This is a genomic window from Methylocaldum sp. MU1018, assembly GCF_053646775.1.
Genome location: NZ_CM132195.1, coordinates 2,473,894 through 2,492,116, shown reverse-complemented (window position 1 = coordinate 2,492,116; position 18,223 = coordinate 2,473,894). Strand labels below are relative to the sequence as shown.

The following is an 18,223-nucleotide window of genomic DNA, read 5'->3' as shown; positions in this document are numbered from 1 at the left end:
ACGGAGGGAGGACAAGGTTCCGGCGGTCTTCCCTCCGGTCGGCATATGAGCAAAATCAACATCTGGTTTATCGCATTGGCCATCGCAATGGCGGCAAGCTTCGGCCTATACCAATGGAGCTCCAGGCAAGGCGCCCCGGATGCTGAGTTCGTCACGATCGAGGGCGAGCACATCCGGTTGCGGGAACTCCGCGGTCATCCGGTACTAGTGACGTTCTGGGCCAGCGATTGCCGGGCGTGTATCGAGGAAATGCCGGATCTGGCCGAGTTGCACCGCGAGTTTTCGGAGCAGGGGTTCAAATTGATTTCGGTCGCCATGCCTTACGATATGCCGAGCCGGGTTTTGGCCCTGGCCGAAGCGAAACAACTACCTTATGCGGTGGCCCTGGATCCGCTCGGGCATTTGGCGGATATGTTCGATCGGGTCAGGCTGGTTCCTAATAGCTTTTTGATCGCCCCGGACGGGTATATTGTCATGCGTCAATTAGGACGAATCGATGCGCGGAATCTCCGTGACAGGGTCGAGCGGATGCTCGGAGACGTGTAAGCGATGTGGTTGAAAGCTTTCCACCTCATCTTCATGGTGACTTGGTTCGCCGGTTTGTTCTATCTCCCGAGGCTGTTCGTTTACCACACGATGAGTGCCGATGCCGTCAGCGTCGAGCGATTCAAGCTCATGGAGCGCAAGCTTTACTTCGGGATCATGACGCCCGGCATGATACTGACACTCGTGTTCGGCCTATGGATGCTCCATGATTACGCTTGGGAAGCCTATGGCGATAGCGGCTGGCTGCACGTTAAATTGTTTTTGATCGTATTATTGATGGGCTATCACGCTTTGTGCGGGAAATGGCTGTCCGATTTGAAACACGACCGCAATCAGCACAGCCACATATTCTTCCGCTGGGTCAACGAAGTGCCTGTTTTGTTCTTGTTTGCGATCGTGCTTTTGGCAACGCTCAAACCGTTTTGATTCTTCCCTATCCGCTATTCCACGAAACCATTATTCTTACCGACTTGATCAGCATACCTTGCTGGTCTGAAATCTCCCCCTTCAGGGGGAGTAGCGGAATCTGGACGACGATGCGGTGCATCGTTATCCTTTCCGGTAACCTCCCCATTTACGGGGAAGGCCAATCCGCAGGCTCCATCCGCCGGCGGGTTCTTGCCCAGCGGATGAGGCCGGGCGCGGATTGAAACATCGAGGATAACCGCCATGCCGACTTATGACTATCAATGCAAAGCCTGTAAACATGAATTTACCGCCATGCACAAAATCAGCGAGGCGGCTCCGAAGTGTCCGGATTGCGGCGGAGAAGTCCGAAAAAAATTATCGGCTCCGGCCGTACACGGCGCGAGTGCCGGTAAAGAAGCCGCAATCGGCGCGGGGCACGGCTGCGGCATGGGAGCTTGCGGATGCAAGCATTAGGCATGGATTGAAATAGGGTTGCCGGCTTTCCAAGGAAGGAAAGGGCTCCCGCTATTATTCAATGGCTTCCGTGTGGAAACCTTCCTGATTCCAGCACAAGACCGTTTCGTTGCGCCCCCATTCAGGCAGGACGAAACGCCGGCAACGTTTATTCTCGATTTCTAAATCGTGTACCGCAGGGCGGTGGGTGTGCCCGTGGATCAAGCGATTCACGCCATAGCGGCGCATCGTCGCTTTTACGGCTTCCGGATTGACGTCCATGATTTCCGCAGTCTTGCCCCGTTTGTCGAGGCCGCTCTTGAAGCGATACCAGCGCGCATACAAGCGGCGCAGCCAAAGCGGCTTCGATAAGGCGGCGCGCTTCCATGCCTCGGTACGCACGCGTTCGCGAGCCCTCTGGTACAGAACATCGTCGGTACAAAGGAGATCTCCGTGAGTAATCAAAGTGGATACTCCGTAGAGATCAATGACTTCATAGTCGCTCAATAAGCTTACGCCGGTTTCCCGAGCGAATCGGTTTCCGAGAAGGAAATCCCGGTTACCGTGCTGAAAATATACCTTGGTGCCGGAATCGGTGAGACTTTTGAATGCAGCCTTGACTTCCCTGTTGGGAGAAAAATCGTCGTCGTCTCCGAGATAAGCGTCGAAAAGGTCTCCAAGGATGTATAGACGCCCGCTCTCGCGCGCGCGGCATCCGAGAAACTGCAAGAAACGCTGCGTGATTTCCGGTCGTGCGCTGCTGAGATGCAAATCGGAGATAAACAGCGTTTCGTGTTTCAAAGAAGGCTACGCTCAGTGAGCGACTATCGTCGCTTTCTCGATGATGATGGGCGTTTGCGGCACATCCGATGCCATCGGGCCGCCGGAACCCGTCGGAATTTTCGCCATCTTATCCACGACGTCCATGCCTTCGGTCACCTCGCCGAACACCGCGTAGCCCCAGCCTTGCGGTGTCGGGCTTTTGTAATCCAGGAACGCATTGTCTACAAAATTGATGAAAAATTGAGACGTGGCGGAATGGGGATCAGGAGTGCGCGCCATGGCGATGGAGCCGCGCTTGTTCTTGAGTCCGTTGTTGGCTTCGTTCTGGATCGGCTTGTGAGTGGGTTTTTGCTTGAAATCCTCGGTATAGCCCCCGCCTTGCGCCATAAAGTTCGGTATGACTCTGTGGAAGATGGTGTCGTCATAGTGCCCCTCTTTGACATACGTCAAAAAGTTCTCGACCGTGACCGGAGCTTTAGCTGCATCCAGTTTGAGGACCACGTCCCCGAGATTGGTCTTCAACCTAACTTGAGGGGCAGGTTCGTTCATTTTGGGTTTCTCCGCTGCGATGGATGGTAAGGTTAAGCTCAAAAGGCCCGCAAAAACGATTTTGCTAAGCTGCATGATGTCTCGTATCGGCTATTAAAGTTCTTTTACGACGTCAATTCCAGCTCTTGCTCGCAAACCGGCTCCCTCGCGCTATCGGATTCAAGGCAAGCTATTTCCTTGATGATGCCATCATTTACGCCGTAAACCCACCCGTGAAGATCCGGGCGCGAGCCGGATCGCCATGCCCGCTGAATGACCGAAGTTTGCGCAAGATTGTGAACCTGTTCGATGATATTGAGTTCGACCAATCGGTTATGGCGTCCTTCGTCCGAATTTTCTGTATCGATATTAGCACGGTGCAGCCGGTAAACGTCCTTGATTTGTTTGAGCCATTTATTGATGAACAATTGATCCGGACGCGTCTTCGCCAGGGCGGCCTTGACGCTGCCGCAACCGTAATGACCGCAGACGATGACGTGTTTCACCTTTAGAAAATCGACCGCATACTCCAGCGCAGCCAGGAAATTCATATCCATGATGGCTACCTGGTTGGCTATGTTCCGGTGAACGAAAATTTCACCGGGTTCGGTCTGCGTCACCTGGTCGGCGTGGACCCGGCTGTCGGAGCAGCCGATCCAGAAAACCTCCGGATTCCTCGGTTGGCGCAGTTTATTGAAAAATTCCGGGTCGTGAGCGGCTTTTTCCTGAGCCCAAGCTTTATTTTCAAGCAGCAGCCTTTCCAGCGGTTTCATAGTTTTCTCCAGTGAGTGGTTGTTGATCAGCGGCAGCATAGGAGGGCGTCGCGACCCCGGAGTTGCCGTTCAGATTTTTGAATTCGACCGTGATATTGTCGTCCGTTGCGGCTTCGACGAAATCGAAGATCGTTTCGAGGATGTCCTGGTCGATGAATTGCGCCCGGCTGGCATCGATGATGACGTAGCCGTTTTCTTCGATGCTGTCGAGATACTTTCTCAGGAGCGCTTTGTTCAAGAAAGAGACGTCCTTGTGTAGCCGCAGCAGATAGTTGTTGCCGCGCTGGGTCAGGGTGATGGCGGCCTGGAAGTTGCTCCGAATGACGTAATACAGGCCGACGACCATACCGACGGCAATGCCCTTGAGCAGATCGGTGGCCAGGATCGCGACGATGGTGATCACGAACGGAACGATCTGACTGGCGCCTTTGGCGTACATTTCCTTGAACAATTTGGGCTTGGCCAGCTTGTAGCCGGTCAGCAGCAGGATCGCCGCCAAGCAGGCGAGCGGAATCAGGTTCAAATAGCGGGAGATGAACATCACGCTCAAGAGCAGCATGATGCCATGAATGAAGCAGGCTACCTTGGTGCGCCCGCCCGCGTTGACGTTGGCGGAGCTGCGCACGATCACCGCGGTCATGGGCAACCCGCCGATCATGCCGCAGATTAGATTGCCTAAGCCCTGCGCTTTCAATTCGCGGTTGGTCGGGGCTACCCGTTTCAACGGATCGATCTTGTCCGCCGCTTCAAGGCTCAAGAGCGTTTCCAGACTCGCGATGATGGCGATCGTCACGGCTATGACATACACATCGGGATTGGCCCATTGCGAGAAATCGGGAGAGGTGAACTGCTGAAAGAAACCCTGAACGCCTTCAATCTCAGGGAGTTTCACCAGATGTTCCCGAGCAATCGCGAAGGCGGGTGCGAATTGCTGCGTGTACAGGTTGAATGCCACGCCCCAGAGTACGGCGATCAGCGGACCGGGTATGATGGAAAATATGGCGTTTCGCTTGAAGAAGGGAGTTTCCCAGAGCAGCATGATCAGGATGGCGACGGCGCTGACGATGGCGGCGCCCGGCGAAATCGCATCGAAGATATGTGCAAGCTCGGAGAACGTGTTCTGATCGTCGTTCTGCGCATAGGCTTCATCGCCCTCGAAATCGGCGTCGTAGCCGACCGCATGCGGAATCTGTTTCATGATCAGGATCAAGCCGATGGCGGCCAGCATGCCTTTGATGACGGCGGCCGGGAAATAGGCGCCGATCACTCCGGCCTGGAGGAAGCCCAAAATCAGCTGAAGCCCGCCGGCGATCACGACGCTCAGCAAGAGGGCCTGGAAGCTGCCCAGCTTGTCGATGGCGTTTAAGATGATCACGGTGAGGCCCGCCGCGGGACCGCTCACGCTCAGCTGCGAGCCGCTGGCCCAGGCGACCACCACGCCGCCGATGATGCCGGCCGTGATGCCGGAGAACAGCGGGGCGCCGGACGCCATCGCGATCCCCAGGCACAGCGGCAGGGCGACCAGGAACACCACGACACCTGCGGGAATATCGCTCCGCAAGTGGCGAACGTAGTAAGTAATATGTTTATGCACCATAAATTAACACTCGGTTATGTGGATTGCCGGCTCATCGAGCCATATGGATTCCATTCGATAAAAGATTCGTCATTTCTTATTCGGTAAATTGCGGATCGATCGGTGAGTCGGTATCGGTCAGGATTCCCGCTCAGCGTATTATTAATCTATAACAGGTATCGACACGACACAATATGGGCCATTTCCTTGTTACCGGCAATCGCTATTCTTATTGGCGGCCTAATTGGGTTACTCGAATCGTTTCCGGTAGTCCGGCGTAAGCGGAAGATTCCGCCGTGGTATTCATCCTTGCGATCCAGGCCGCGACTGCCGGCCGACTTGCATCCGTTACGATACCGGGCACCAATCCCGAAAATAAGACCAGGGCGACTAATGCGCCGGCCAAGGCCAATTCGCGCGGGCGCAGGTCGGCCGCGGCACGGACGGTCGACAGTCTGAGCGGTCCCAAAAAGGCGCGCTGGAAAAAAACCAGAAAATAGGCCGCGCCCAAAATCACCCCCAGCAACATGGCCAGACCGGTGCCGACATGGGCCTTGAACGCGCCGATGATGATCAAGTGCTCGGCGGCGAATCCGTTCGTGCCGGGCACGCCGATGGCGGCAATCCCGAGAAGGAACACGAATGTGGTGAGCAGAGGCATCGAGCGTGCTAAGCCGCCCAGACTGGAAAGCTCGGTGGATCCGAGTCGGTGATGCAGAAACCCCGCCAAAAGAAAGATGCCGCCTGAAACCGTCGCAAAATTAATTAATTGAAATAATGCGCCCTGAACGCCTTGCTGATTGAGGGTAGTGAGGCCGATTACTACGAAACCCGCATGGCTGATGCTGGAATAGGCCAGCAGGCGTCTCAGATTGGTTTGCTTCAGAGCGATGAGCGCTCCGTACAAAACGCCGACGGTGCCCAGGGTCGTCAGGACCCACATGTGTTCTCTGGCCGCATCCGGAACCAGCGGGATAGTGAAGCGCATCAGGCCATAGAGCCCGAGTTTGAGCCCGGTAATGAGGGCGGAAACGCCCGCCGGTCCTTCCATCGCCACCGTCGGCAGCCAGGTGTGGAACGGAAACAGGGGCGCTTTGACTGCGAATCCGAGGAAAAGAAGTACGAACACCGCGGTGCGTAGTTCTTCGGAAACCGGCTGGTGGAGCAGCGTCAGATAGTCGAAGGAAAGCCCGTGGAGCGAGGAGCTTCCCGTCGCCTCGGCATGGTTCAGCGCCAGAAGGATGATGCCGAACAACAAGGGGACTCCGCCGGCCAGCATGAAAAGCGTGTATTTGCTGGCGGCGTAGCGCCGCTGTGGCCCGATCCCCCACAGGCTGACCAGGAAGAAGATAGGAATGAGCGTGAGTTCCCAAAATAGAAAGAACAGCGCCAGATCCAAGGCGCAGAATACGCCCAGCGTGGCGCTTTCCAGGAGCAACGTGAGCGCGAGATAAAGCCTGACCTGAGTTTGCACTTGAGTCCAGGACGCCAGGATGACCGCCAAGGTCAGAAGCGCCGTCAGCGGCGGGAACAGAATCGATAAGCCATCTATGCCCACGACGTAGGAGATGTTGAGGCTGGGTATCCAGGCCGCCCGTTCGATCAGTTGCATTTTCGCGGAACCGAAGTCGAACAGCCCGAGCAAGACCAAGGACAAAAGCAATTCCGCGATGGACGCCGCCAGCACGAATCGGCGCGCCGATGCAGGGTCCCGAAGGAACAACAAGCATCCGGCGGCGGCCAGCGGAAGGATTATCAGAATGGTGAGAATCGGAAAATCAGGAGTAATCAATTCTGTCTCCGGGCGGTGCTAGCCGATAGTTAGATATTCGTATCGCCTCGGGTTGCCGTTCGTTTGAAGGCGCGAAATCGACCCGAAGGCAATTCATCCAAAAAGTTGCGCGGTTCGCAGAACCTTCGGCACGAAGCCTGGCCCGGTTCTGCATCGCTCCAATGGATTCTTCTTGGTCTTTTCGCCGAAAGGAGAGGCCCTCGGCGGAACCGCGCGGCATTCCAAGTAGAACATCGGGTCAATCTTTCTTTTGCTCGAAACGTTGTGCCAATTCGTCTACGGATTCGTTTACGATTTGAACCCAGGGTTCGGTATAGAAACCTACGCCTAACAGAACGGCGCAGACGATTCCGTTGAGCGTCGCTTCGGGCACGGTAAGCTTGGTTTTTTGCCGCTGCGACAAAGATTCTTTGCGTTGAGCCAGAAACGCGCGCTGGAAAGCCCACAACAGGAATGCCGCGGCCAAAACGTTGCCGGTGGCTACGGCGATCGTTATTCCCCAATCATGCGCTTCGATTGACCCTTCCAAAAGAAGATGGGCCGCGTCGAAGCCGGGCGTCCCGGGCATCGCCATGGTGCTCAATGCGGATATGAGAAATGTGATGCCCAACAGCGGCATGAGGTCGAACAGCCCGCCGAGACGCGGCAGCAAAGCGCTTCCGGCGCGGCGAAACATCAGGCCGGTGGAGAATAGCAGGCCGCTCGCGGCTATGCCGAAATTCATGGAAAGCAACAAGGTACCGGCCAATCCTTCGGAATTCAGGCAGAACACGCCGACCACCAGCATGCCGGTGTGACTGACCGCCGCAAAGGCCAGAAGCCGTCGCAGATTCAATTGCATCAACGCCATCAGCGCGCCATAGAACATGCCCGCCAGCGCCAGTGCGACGACGGCCGGCTTTAGCGCCTGAACCGCATCGGGCACCAGCGGCAGCACGAAGCGCAACAATCCGTAGATGCCCACCTTGGCGCCGACGATAAAGACGCCGATGGTGGCCAGAGTTCCGTGCTGAGAGACTTGCGGCAACCACGCATGAAAAGGGAATTGCGCCATCCGCACCGCCAGACCGCAAAACAGGAATACGAACGCAGCGGACTGAATCGCGGGGGATGCGGGCGTCCCGGCCAAGGCGCCGAGCGCGAACGACCAGTCGGCGGAAGCGCGGGCATGGCTCCAGCCCAAGGTCAGAATGCCGAGAAACAGCATCAGCAAGCCGGTGGACATGAACTGCACGTATAGTTTCGTGACCGGACCGTCTGCGGAGGCGGTGCTCCAGTGGCGCAGGATCAGCGAGGCCGGGACGAGTTCCAGGCATGCCAGGAGCCAGAATTGGAGCAGGTCGACGGTCAAGAACAGCGCCGTAAGCACGGCCTGGAAGCCGAATAAGCCGGCCACGTACAGCCCCGGCGACTTGCGCGCTATCGTGATTTCTCCGTACAGCATGAGCAGGAAGTTCAGCAGAGCCGTGACGAAAACGAAGAGTATGCTGAGACCGTCGACGCCCAGGTGATAGTGGAGGAACGGCAGCAGCGCGAGGTCTTCGGCGAACTGCAGGCTCGCGGTGCTCGAGTCGAAGGCGATCAGCAGATAAACCGTTAGGGCAAGCTGGAGGCCGGCTCCGATGAGTCCGATGACGAACGCACGTCGTTGCGACCGGGCGAAATAGGCAGCGCTCATCGCAACCAGCGGCAGAAAGATCATCGTGCTGAGGATGGGAAAGGCGGCTTGCGTTGCCCAGTTGATTTCAGCGGCCATAAAGTTCTCACACGGTTGCTAGCAGGGTGAAAAAGACGAAAAGAATCAGGTAGCGCGGTTGGGTCAGCAGGGATTCCACGCGATTGAGCCGCATGCCCAGCCGCCGCCCCTGGGTCAGGAGGTCGGTGCCCACGCCTTGCAGGACCAGGCGCTCCTCGAACCAGTGGATCGCGGAAGCGAAGAGATCGGTCAAGACTCCGAGCAGTCCGCCGACCCGGCGGGTATTCCCGTTGATACCGTAACCTGCGCCGAGTCGATGCTCCTCTCGTTCAGCCAAGGTGGAGAGTCCGCGCATGGCGGGAGCGGGCAATCCGACGATTTCTTCCACGACGCGGTGGTCGAAAACGCTCAGATCGGCGGACAGGCGGGTTACCGGCCTGACGAAGATGTAATAGCCCAGGGTTTCCAGCCAAAACCGATGCAACGACGCGGCGTAAAGCCAGCGCGAACGGGCCGCGAACTCCGGAACCGGCCGGGTCGGCACGTCGAAAATGCGATGCATCAGCGCCGGCGCGGTCAGGAACTGGTAGCCGCGCAAGATGGCGTGGGCGCCGAGATGCCAGGCCGCCAGCGTCCACCAGCCGAGGCCGCATGCCAAGAACATCAGTCCGACCTGTCCCGTGGTGGAAAAAATCAGCGCGGATTTGACGTCGGTCTGGGTCAGGCCGGAAAAAAAGCCGTAAAGGGCCGTAACCAGACCCATGGCGGCCATGATGGCCATGGCGGCGGGCGCCGCCTCGAAGACCGGTTCGAGCCGCAGCACCAGAAAAACACCGGCGTGAACCATCACCGCGCCGTAAAAGATCGCGCTGGACGGCGTCGGTCCTTCCATGGCGCGGGCCAGCCAGGGCGACAGAGGAACTTGGGCCGACTTGGCGGCCGCCGCCAGGAGGAAGCAGACAGCGATCAGGCTCGCTTGCAGGCTGTCGAGATTCGCGGCGCCCCGGGTGATCTGCGCCCATTCCACGCCGCCGGTCCAAATGAACGCCAGGAAAATTCCCAGAGTAAAGCCGGCATCGCCGATTCGGTTGGTGACGAAGGCCTGGGTCGCATTGGCGGTTGCCACTGGCCGGTCATAGGCATATGCGATGAGGAGATAGGAGCACACGCCGGCCAATTCCCAGCCGATGAAGGTGAAGACCGCGTTTCCCGCCAGCACCAGCAGCTGCATGGCGCCGGCGAAAAGAGACAGGATCAGGAAAAAACGATGAAAGCCGGCTTCGCGGTGCATGTAATTTACCGAAAACCGGGCGACCATCAGCGAGAACAAGGCAAACAGCGACGCCAAGGCCAAGCTGAGGCCGTCCGGCGCGAAGCTGACGTTGACGAGGTAATCGTCGCTGGACAACCAAGTTCCCAGCACGACCTGTTCGGAAACCAGGCCGGCCCGATGGCCGCCGAAGGCCACGATCGCCAATATAAAAGACAAGGCAGTCATGCCGACGGCGATGTTTGACGTCGGGCGTTCGCCCGGTTCGCCTTCGATGCGTCCGGAAACGATGCCGATGCCGATGACCAAAGCCGCTAACATCGGCAGGCCCGGAATCAACGGTACGACCCAATCAAGCATAAAAATTCCCCGAAGACTATTGTTGAATCAATGCAGGAGCCCGCGGTCCGGTGTATCCGGAGTACCAATCGGGGGAGCGTTCGACGGTGGGCAAGGGATGAATCTCCCGATTCCACGGCACGAAACCTGTGCCCGGCACGAACATCGAAATTTCTCCGGTATCCGGATCGATCGCGGACAGAAGCACCCAGCCGTTGCCGATCAGCTCCTGCAATGACGGCTGACGTTGGTAGATCGCGGCCAAAATTTCGGTTTTATGTTCCACGACGATTTGCAGCCGCATCGCTTCGTGAATTTCGATCATCTGCCGGGGAAGTCCGGTTCGAAGGTCGCTGGATGCGCCCTCCATGACTCCGAACAGCCCGGTGACGTTGTGCGGCACCTTGGTGCCGCAGCCGAAGCGCTCGTTGTTCACGGTGGAAAAGTAGTATTCGAGATTGATGCCGGCTCCGACCGGGCCCACCGCCAGTAAAACGCCCTCGAGAACGGCGCCGGCAGGGTCCTGAGTCGGATCGTAGGAGATCAGAAAAGCCCGGCGGTCGAAAAACGCTCCCTGGCTGAACGACCGCCGTCCGACGAAGGCCGAGGCATTGGTGGCATGGCCCAATTCCGGGCGCGCCTGGCTGAAATCGGTGGCGCGTCCGGCGATGTGGACGAGTGCTTCGTCCGGAGTCGGATTGCGCGGGGCCGAAGCAAGCCGACGGCAACGCTCGTGGGCCGACAGCCGGCGGGCGGCGTCCAGGTCGCTCTTGAGTTTGCCGTGCGCGAGGCGCAGGACCGGAGGCACATCCTCCAGGTCGTACCAGATGATGTCCTCATTGCAGGTATTGTGTTCCGAACCGATGAACCAGGTGTCGTCGGGAATGGGTATGCCTTTTTCGGCGAGCAGCCGGCGAATCTCGGGACGGTTGGCCATGGCTGCGAAAGCGCGCGCATTGGGTCCGCCGTGGCGTCCGCTGCACGCGCCGCAATCGTAGGCGGCGAGGTGAGGGTTGTTTTGGCTGATCGATCCGTGCCCCATCAGAACCACCAGCGGGGCAAAGCCATAGGTCAAGCCGGTAGCGCGCAGAAACGCGGCGACCCGGTCGGCTTGTTCCGAGTCGGTAAAGCCGAGACGGGGTTTTTCCGGCGTTGCGGGCGCTTTGCCGTTCGCCGCCGTAATCAGCAGTTCGGTGGCGACGCCCGGAACAACCAAGGCATCCGCGCGTTGTGCGAGATGGGTTTGCCGGGCGGGGAAAAACACTTTGCCGATCAACGCCAGCAGCACGCCGGGCGAGAGAAGGTCGATCAATACCTGCGAGGAAACGAGATTGCGGCGGATTTCCTGGTTGAAGATCGTGCCGATTCGCCGGCGAAGGTCTCGGCGCCGGTCATGCTGGGCGCGCCGTTCTTCCTGGCCGGCACGAGGAACTTCGCGGACTTCATTGACCGGGGTCACGACGACCGGGCAAAGCGGCGTGACCTCGTCGTCGTCGAGGCCGCGCCAATTGATCGGCACGCCGAAGAAGCCGGCGGCGCCCAAGGTTTCTATGTGCGGATTCAGTTCTTCGAGGTGACGCCGAATGCCTTCCTCGCGGTCATCGATACAGAACACGATCTGCGCTTCCGGGCGAACGTCCCGCCTTGCCCAGCGACCGCGGTTGCGGTTATTGGCGAGCGCATTGAACAGTTCCTCCCGGTAGCGCCGTTCGTAGGCGCTGAGCCAGAGATGGCCGCGCTCGGAGGAGGACAAGCCGTCCAGCGCGGCGAGCAGGACTTCGCAGTCCCGCAAGCGCAGGGTGCGAACATCATGGCCCGAGAGTCCCAAATGCTGGGCCAATCGGAATAAACGCCAGCCGCTGCCGTAAATCGTGAGGCGTTGGGCTTTTTCCGCCAAAGGACTGTATTTCCAGGTGGCGATCATGTCCGCTACCGACCACCAGCGATCCCGGTCGGAGTTGCCCGGTCGGGATTCGGCGAGCAACTGCTGCGCGCAGGCGGCCAAATATTCGGGCAGGCGGCCTTCGAACAGCGCGTGGCGAACCAGGAACTCGGACGGATTTCGTTCGAAATAAGCGCGCAGCGCCGGCCATGTGCCGGTTACGCCCCAGCTTTCGCGGCAGATTTGTTCGATCGCCAGACGGTCCAGGACCAGGCGAACCGCAAGATAATCCATCAGGGAGGACGGCGCTTCCCGATTGGCCTGGTAGCCGGGATGATGCTGGCGCCAGTTGATGATGCCCGACCAGCCGGGCAGTTCCAGGGCGAGCCGCTCCAGATAACCTTCCCAGCGATCTTCGGGGAGCCCGATTCTGACCAGTTCGGCGTAGACCGCATCGATCGCCCGCTCGGGCAAGGCGGATACGATTTCCGGCCCATCGGGCAGGTCGCTCAGACCGAGCGCCAAATCGCAGGGCGCCGACCGGCGCCAGGCCGAGTACAGTCCTTCCCGGCGATCGGGCGCATGCCAGGCGGCCAATCCTTCGTCCAGATGGGAGGCGCAGAAGCGGATCAGTATCGGGCGGACCGTATCGAGCACATCCCGGCCGGTCAATGCGAGCAGCAGGCCGCGCAGGGTAATGCCGTGGCCGACATCGGCGAACGTGGATTCGAGCAGCGTCCTCGCCTCCATTTTCATCTTTTGGCGGACGAGAGGAGGCGTTTTGGCGTCGCTTGACGAGTGCGCGGATGCGTTCAACAAATTCTCGGCTTGCCGAACGGTCAGATCGGTCAAGTCTTCGGGATGCGGCGCGGCATGCTCCAGGCCGAGGACTTTCAGGACGGCATTCCACAAATCGCGGATCAAGCCGACCTCGTGCAAAGCGTCCTCGGTGCCGGCGACCCGCTTGACGGAGTCCATGAGACGACGGCGCGCCTCGGGCGGAACGTCGCTTTGAATCCGGTCGAGCGCCTCCATTTCCTCGATTTGCCAGTTCAGTTGGCTCGGCGTTACCGCATCCGCGCCGTAAATCATGCCGATGCGGTAGACGTCCCGGCGCAGAATCGCCCGGTCGCCGACGCGCAGCAGCACCTCGTCGCCTTTGAGCTCCGGCTTTTCCTCGAAGGCGGCGGCCAGATCCTCGTCGAGAATGCGATCCTGGGCATAGAACTTCCGGAACTCCTCGTCCGGCAAATAGCCGCGGATGCCGGTCAGACGCTCGACGGATTCCAGAGCCTCCTGGAACGGCAAATGCTGATAACCGTGCAGCGTGTTGTGGTGTACGAAGTTCAGGATCGGCGCCTGCCCCGGCAATACGTGGTCGAAATGGTCGACCGCTTGTTGGAGCCGCTGGCGAACGTCTGATATCGAACCTTTCTTTTGGGGCGATGGCACGGATAGCCTCCTTAGAAGTTTTTCTGACTGAAAATCGCGCTGAGTCCGGAAACGGAGGCATTCATCAACTCTACGACGGGACCCGGAACGAGTCCCAGAGCGATGATGCCGACCGCCAACGTGCCCGCCGCGATCAACTCGTGGCTGTGGAGATCACGGACGTTCTGCATCTCGGGGCGCATCGGACCGGTGAAGAGTCGGCCGGCGGTGCGGATGGCGTAGGATGCCCCGATGAGCACGCCGAGGCTGACAAATACCATGACCCAGCCGAAGCTCTGAAAGCCCCCGACGATGGCGTGAAGCTCCGCCACGAAGCCGGCCGAACCGGGCAATCCCATGGACGCGAGGAGCGCCAGGGTGGTGAAGAACGCAAAGCGCGGAGTGACCTGAACCAGCGAGCTGTAGTCGGAAATTTCCCGGGTATGGGTACGCTCGTACAAAAGCCCGATCAAAAGGAACAATGCGCCGGCGATGAGCCCGTGGGCGGTCATCTGCAGGACGGCGCCCAGCAATCCGGCTTCGTTGAGCGCGGCGATGCCGAGAAGCACGACGCCCATGTGGCTGACGGACGAATAGGCGATCATGGCCTTGAGATCGGTTTGCCGCCACGCCAGCAATGCGCCGTACACGATGCTGATCAGGGCGATGCCGGCCAGGACGGCCTGAAGCGCCAAAGCCGCCTCGGGCAGCATGCCCGTCGCCTTGATCAGGCCATAGGCCCCCATTTTGAGGAGCGCGCCCGAAAGCAGAATGCTCACCGGACTCGGCGCTTCCACGTGAGCCAGAGGCAGCCAGCCGTGAATGGGGAAGATCGGCATTTTTACGCCGAAACCGATCAGGAAGCCGAGAAAAATCCAAATCTGCCGATCCCCGGACAGGCTCCGCGCCGCGGCCGACATCGACGACATGGTGGTGGAATGATCGGACGATGCGGTGAAAATCATCAGCAGGCTGACCAGCATGAATACCGATCCGCCCATGGTGTAAAGAACGAAATTGAGACTGGCCGTGTGCTTCCGCTTGCCGCCCCATTGGTCGATGAGAAAAAACAGCGGGATCAGGGTCAGTTCCCAAAAGACGTAGAACAGGGCCCAATCCTGCGCCAGAAAGACGCCGATCATCCCGAATTCGAGCGCGAGAAGCCAAAAATGATATCCCTTGGCTCGCGTTTTCACGCTTTCCGATGCCAGCATCGCCACGAGGCAGAGCAGGGCCGACAGCACGACCATAGGCAAGGAAAAACCGTCGACGCCGAGAGCGTAGTAGCTCCCGAGTTCGGCGTTCCAGGGCAGGCTTTCCGCAAATTGAATCGCCGACGAAGAGGCGTCGAAATGAAGCAGAAGCCAGACGGCCAGCATCAGGACGATGGCCGACGAGGTGACGGCGGCAGTCCGTATATAGCGGATTTTTTCCGGCGGGATGGCCAGAACGGCCAATGCGCCGACGACGGGTGTCCAAAGAATCAAGCTCAGGATATGCATGATAGGATGCTCTTTTTGCTCGGCAAATTTTTTAAATTAGCACTTATGCGTCGGCCGAGTGCCAAGGCTGGCATTTTAGTGTTGTGTCGACACTATAAATAAAAATTTTCACGAAGGTAAGCTTGACATCCGGCCTTCGGGTGGCTATTGGCGCGAGGCGCGCTCAACCGATCGGTAAAGCGCCGCAGGCGAAGCTTTTGCGGGGTTGCGGTAGGTTCGGCCTTGCTCTAAAGTGATCTTGTTGCAAGGATCTTGCCGACCGTCTCTCCCTCCATTTTTCCTAATATATGAAACCGACCAAGACTCGTTTCGCTCCCAGTCCGACCGGGCTCATGCACCTCGGTAACGCGCGTACGGCGCTTTTTAGTGCATTATTCGGAGATCGTTTCCTGCTTAGGATCGAGGACACCGACCGGGAGCGGAGCCGCGGCGAGTTTGTCGACGAACTCATGACCGACTTGCGCTGGCTGGGCCTGAACTGGGACGAAGGCCCGGAAACCGCGGAACCGGACGAGGCATACTTCCAGTCGCGCCGCGGAGCGGTCTACCAGCGCTATTACGAAGAACTGGAGCAGCAGGGCCGGGCTTATTTCTGCTTCTGCTCGCCGCGCGAACTGGAAATCTCCCGGAAGATTCAGATGAGTTCCGGCCGTCCTCCCCGTTATTCGGGAAAGTGCGCCAACCTGAGCCCCGCGGAGATCAGCCGCAACCTGCAAGAAGGGCTTGAACCGACTTTGCGCTTCCGGGTGTCGAAGAACGAAACGGTGGAATTCGACGATCTCGTTCGCGGTCCGCAGAAGTTCGCGACCGACGACATCGGCGACTTCATCATTCGCCGCGCCGACGGCAGCTCGGCATTCTTCTTCTGCAATGCGATAGACGACGCGCTGATGGGCGTGACCCACGTGGTGCGGGGCGAAGATCATCTCGCCAACACGCCGCGCCAGATGATGATCCTGGCGGCGCTCAACCTGCCGATACCGCAGTATGCCCATATTTCGCTGATCTTGGGGGACGACGGGGCGCCGCTGTCCAAGCGCAACGGCAGCCGCAGTTTGAATCAGTTGCGCGAAGAAGGCTATTTCCCGGTGGCTCTGCTGAACATGCTGGCCCGCTTGGGACATCATTACGACAGCGACGACATCATGGATTTCAGGACCCTCAAGGCCCGCTTCGATCTGTCCCATTTGGGCAAATCCCCGGCCCGGTTCGACATCGTCCACCTCGACCACTGGCAGCAACTGGCGGTACGCTCGGCCGACGACGAGACGCTCAAGACATGGCTGCGCCGGGAGACCTGCGCCGTCGTTCCCGACGCTCGCCTGGCCGAGTTCATCGACATGGTGCGCAGCAATTGCGTGTTTCCGGAACAGGCCGACCGGTGGGCGCGCATTCTGTTCACGGACGAGTTGCAGCTCGAACCCGAAGCCGCCGAAACAGCGAAGCAGGCCGGCGAGTCTTATTATCTTTCGGCCATCGATGCGGCCAATGCGGCCGGAGCCGAATTCGACGTCTTCATGCGCGAACTGAAAGCCCGGACCGGAGCCAAAGGCAAGTCGCTCTTCATGCCGCTCCGCGCCGCGTTGACGGGACGGTTGGACGGTCCGGAACTGGGAACGGTTTACCGCGTGCTGGACCCGCGCCGCCTGCATCGCCGTTTGGCCGAATTCACCTACGAGTCCGAATGATGTTGAGGATCCACAACAGCCTGACCGGCCGGAAGGATGTATTCACCCCCATCGAGCCGGACGAGGTCCGTCTCTACGTGTGCGGCATGACCGTGTACGACTACTGTCATCTGGGGCATGCCCGCGTCATGGTGGTGTTCGACATGGTGTCGCGCTATCTGCGCCATCTCGGGTTCAAGGTCACCTATGTCCGGAACATCACCGACATCGACGACAAGATCATCAAGCGCGCCGCCGAGAACGGCGAACCCATCGCGGCGCTGACCGGAAGGTTCATCGACGCGATGCACGAGGACGAGCGGGCGCTCGGAGTGCTGCCGCCCGATATCGAACCGCGCGCGACGCAATCCATAGACGACATGCTGGCGATGATCCAGACGCTGATCGACCGCGGCTACGCCTATGTCGGCGGCAACGGAGACGTTTTCTACGCCGTGTCCAAATTCGAGGGTTACGGCCGCTTGTCGGGCAAGAACATCGAAGATCTCCGTGCGGGCGAGCGGGTGGAGGTGGACGAGGCCAAGCGCGATCCGCTGGATTTCGTGCTGTGGAAAATGGCGAAGCCGGGCGAACCGGCCTGGGATTCGCCCTGGGGCAGGGGACGTCCCGGCTGGCACATCGAGTGCTCCGCCATGTCCACCCGGTGTCTCGGACATCATTTCGACATCCACGGCGGCGGCATGGATTTGCAGTTCCCTCACCATGAAAACGAAATCGCTCAATCCGAGGGCGCGACCGGCGAAAAATTCGTCAACCTGTGGATGCACAACGGCTTCGTGCGGGTGAACGAAGAGAAAATGTCCAAATCCCTGGGCAATTTCTTTACGGTGCGCGAAGTGCTGGCCCGGTATCGCCCCGAGGTTGTGCGGTTTTTCATTCTCAACAGCCATTACCGCAGTCCGCTCAATTATTCCGACGAAAATCTCGACGAGGCCAATGCCGCATTGACCCGGCTTTATACCGCTCTGCGCGGACTCCGCCGTGATCTGCCGATTTTCGAAGAAGAGGGCAGGCACAAGGCATTTACCGCTCGCTTCGAGGAAGCGATGAACGACGACTTCAACACCCCCGAAGCGATCGCCGTGTTGTTCGATTTGGCGCGGGAAGTCAACAAAGCGCGGGCAGCCGATATTGCGGAGGCGGAGAAACTGGCGGCGACTTTGAGAGACTTGGGCGGCGTGCTGGGCCTGTTGCAGGCCGATGCGGAAGCGTGGTTTAAAGTAGGGTCGCGTACGATTACTCCAACGGGGGGCATCGGCCTTGGGGGCGGCGCTCCAATGACCTTCATTCCCGCCGCTTATTCCGATGAGAAAATCGACGAGCTGATCCAACAGCGGCTCGAAGCCCGCAAGAATAAAGATTGGGCCACTGCCGACCGCATTCGGAACGAACTCAAGGAGCAGGGCATCGTACTGGAAGATACGGCCGGCGGCACGACCTGGCGACGGCTTTGATTTCGGCTGGCCGGCCGAGCCCGTTTTTTAGGAAGCTCTGAACGAGCGGATTCCGTTCATGTAGCTATCGGCATTTCAGGATACGGGAAACGAGAGATCATG

At 59.0% G+C, this 18,223-nt stretch carries 14 protein-coding genes; 5 read left to right on the top strand and 9 right to left on the bottom strand.

The window, feature by feature from the left end:
* The first annotated feature begins 45 nt into the window (after positions 1–45).
* From ACWJKU_RS11440 to ACWJKU_RS11430, 3 genes are all read left to right on the top strand, one after another.
* A complete protein-coding gene (locus ACWJKU_RS11440) occupies positions 46–546 on the top strand; it encodes a TlpA family protein disulfide reductase (RefSeq protein WP_454142430.1) in 501 nt (166 codons plus the stop codon).
* A gap of 3 nt (positions 547–549) precedes the next feature.
* Positions 550–972 carry a protoporphyrinogen oxidase HemJ gene (gene hemJ, locus ACWJKU_RS11435; RefSeq protein ID WP_454142429.1) on the top strand — a complete coding sequence of 141 codons (423 nt, stop codon included), beginning with the start codon at positions 550–552 and terminating at the stop codon, positions 970–972.
* Between the two features lie 243 nt (positions 973–1,215).
* A complete protein-coding gene (locus ACWJKU_RS11430; RefSeq protein ID WP_454142428.1) occupies positions 1,216–1,428 on the top strand; it encodes an FmdB family zinc ribbon protein in 213 nt (70 codons plus the stop codon).
* A gap of 54 nt (positions 1,429–1,482) precedes the next feature.
* Here the strand turns inward: ACWJKU_RS11430 and ACWJKU_RS11425 are convergent, their stop codons facing one another.
* The 9 genes from ACWJKU_RS11425 to ACWJKU_RS11385 all read right to left on the bottom strand — a co-directional run bounded on the left by ACWJKU_RS11425 (position 1,483) and on the right by ACWJKU_RS11385 (position 14,979).
* Positions 1,483–2,208 (bottom strand): UDP-2,3-diacylglucosamine diphosphatase, encoded by a 726-nt coding sequence (locus tag ACWJKU_RS11425; RefSeq protein ID WP_454142427.1) that lies wholly within the window; start codon positions 2,206–2,208, stop codon positions 1,483–1,485.
* A 12-nt stretch (positions 2,209–2,220) separates the two neighbouring features.
* Positions 2,221–2,814 (bottom strand): peptidylprolyl isomerase, encoded by a 594-nt coding sequence (locus ACWJKU_RS11420; protein ID WP_454142426.1) that lies wholly within the window; start codon positions 2,812–2,814, stop codon positions 2,221–2,223.
* Between the two features lie 29 nt (positions 2,815–2,843).
* Complete coding sequence (locus ACWJKU_RS11415; protein ID WP_454142425.1) at positions 2,844–3,491, bottom strand: carbonic anhydrase; 648 nt, start codon at positions 3,489–3,491, stop codon at positions 2,844–2,846.
* Entirely contained in the window at positions 3,463–5,088 is a 1,626-nt protein-coding gene (locus tag ACWJKU_RS11410) for a SulP family inorganic anion transporter (protein ID WP_454142424.1), read from the bottom strand. Before ACWJKU_RS11410 ends, ACWJKU_RS11415 begins: the two co-directional genes overlap by 29 nt.
* Positions 5,089–5,296: 208 nt before the next feature.
* Entirely contained in the window at positions 5,297–6,859 is a 1,563-nt protein-coding gene (locus ACWJKU_RS11405) for a complex I subunit 4 family protein (protein WP_454142423.1), read from the bottom strand.
* Between the two features lie 238 nt (positions 6,860–7,097).
* Positions 7,098–8,615: a complex I subunit 4 family protein gene (locus tag ACWJKU_RS11400; protein WP_454142422.1), complete on the bottom strand. Its 1,518-nt coding sequence runs from the start codon at positions 8,613–8,615 to the stop codon at positions 7,098–7,100.
* A 7-nt stretch (positions 8,616–8,622) separates the two neighbouring features.
* Positions 8,623–10,185 (bottom strand): NADH-quinone oxidoreductase subunit 5 family protein, encoded by a 1,563-nt coding sequence (locus ACWJKU_RS11395; protein WP_454142421.1) that lies wholly within the window; start codon positions 10,183–10,185, stop codon positions 8,623–8,625.
* Positions 10,186–10,201: 16 nt separating this feature from the next.
* Positions 10,202–13,498, bottom strand: a complete 3,297-nt coding sequence (locus tag ACWJKU_RS11390; RefSeq protein ID WP_454142420.1) for a DUF2309 domain-containing protein — start codon at positions 13,496–13,498, stop codon at positions 10,202–10,204.
* 11 nt (positions 13,499–13,509) lie between these two features.
* Positions 13,510–14,979 (bottom strand): complex I subunit 4 family protein, encoded by a 1,470-nt coding sequence (locus tag ACWJKU_RS11385; RefSeq protein WP_454142419.1) that lies wholly within the window; start codon positions 14,977–14,979, stop codon positions 13,510–13,512.
* A gap of 287 nt (positions 14,980–15,266) precedes the next feature.
* Between ACWJKU_RS11385 and gltX the strand changes: the two genes are divergently transcribed.
* On the top strand, positions 15,267–16,667 hold the full coding sequence (gltX, locus tag ACWJKU_RS11380; RefSeq protein WP_454142418.1) for a glutamate--tRNA ligase: 1,401 nt from the start codon (positions 15,267–15,269) through the stop codon (positions 16,665–16,667).
* The gene (gene cysS / locus ACWJKU_RS11375) at positions 16,667–18,121 is read left to right on the top strand and encodes a cysteine--tRNA ligase (RefSeq protein ID WP_454148118.1); all 1,455 of its coding nucleotides are present in this window, start codon (positions 16,667–16,669) and stop codon (positions 18,119–18,121) included. The genes gltX and cysS overlap by 1 nt, the downstream gene beginning before the upstream one ends.
* The last annotated feature ends 102 nt before the right edge of the window (positions 18,122–18,223 follow it).

Coding starts and splice junctions, on each gene's coding strand:
- ACWJKU_RS11440 (WP_454142430.1), top strand. CDS start 46: ATGAGCAAAATCAACATCTGGTTTATCGCATTGGCCATCGCAATGGCG.
- hemJ (WP_454142429.1), top strand. CDS start 550: ATGTGGTTGAAAGCTTTCCACCTCATCTTCATGGTGACTTGGTTCGCC.
- ACWJKU_RS11430 (WP_454142428.1), top strand. CDS start 1,216: ATGCCGACTTATGACTATCAATGCAAAGCCTGTAAACATGAATTTACC.
- ACWJKU_RS11420 (WP_454142426.1), bottom strand. CDS start 2,814: ATGCAGCTTAGCAAAATCGTTTTTGCGGGCCTTTTGAGCTTAACCTTA.
- ACWJKU_RS11415 (WP_454142425.1), bottom strand. CDS start 3,491: ATGAAACCGCTGGAAAGGCTGCTGCTTGAAAATAAAGCTTGGGCTCAG.
- ACWJKU_RS11410 (WP_454142424.1), bottom strand. CDS start 5,088: ATGGTGCATAAACATATTACTTACTACGTTCGCCACTTGCGGAGCGAT.
- ACWJKU_RS11400 (WP_454142422.1), bottom strand. CDS start 8,615: ATGGCCGCTGAAATCAACTGGGCAACGCAAGCCGCCTTTCCCATCCTC.
- ACWJKU_RS11395 (WP_454142421.1), bottom strand. CDS start 10,185: ATGCTTGATTGGGTCGTACCGTTGATTCCGGGCCTGCCGATGTTAGCG.
- ACWJKU_RS11385 (WP_454142419.1), bottom strand. CDS start 14,979: ATGCATATCCTGAGCTTGATTCTTTGGACACCCGTCGTCGGCGCATTG.
- gltX (WP_454142418.1), top strand. CDS start 15,267: ATGAAACCGACCAAGACTCGTTTCGCTCCCAGTCCGACCGGGCTCATG.
- cysS (WP_454148118.1), top strand. CDS start 16,667: ATGTTGAGGATCCACAACAGCCTGACCGGCCGGAAGGATGTATTCACC.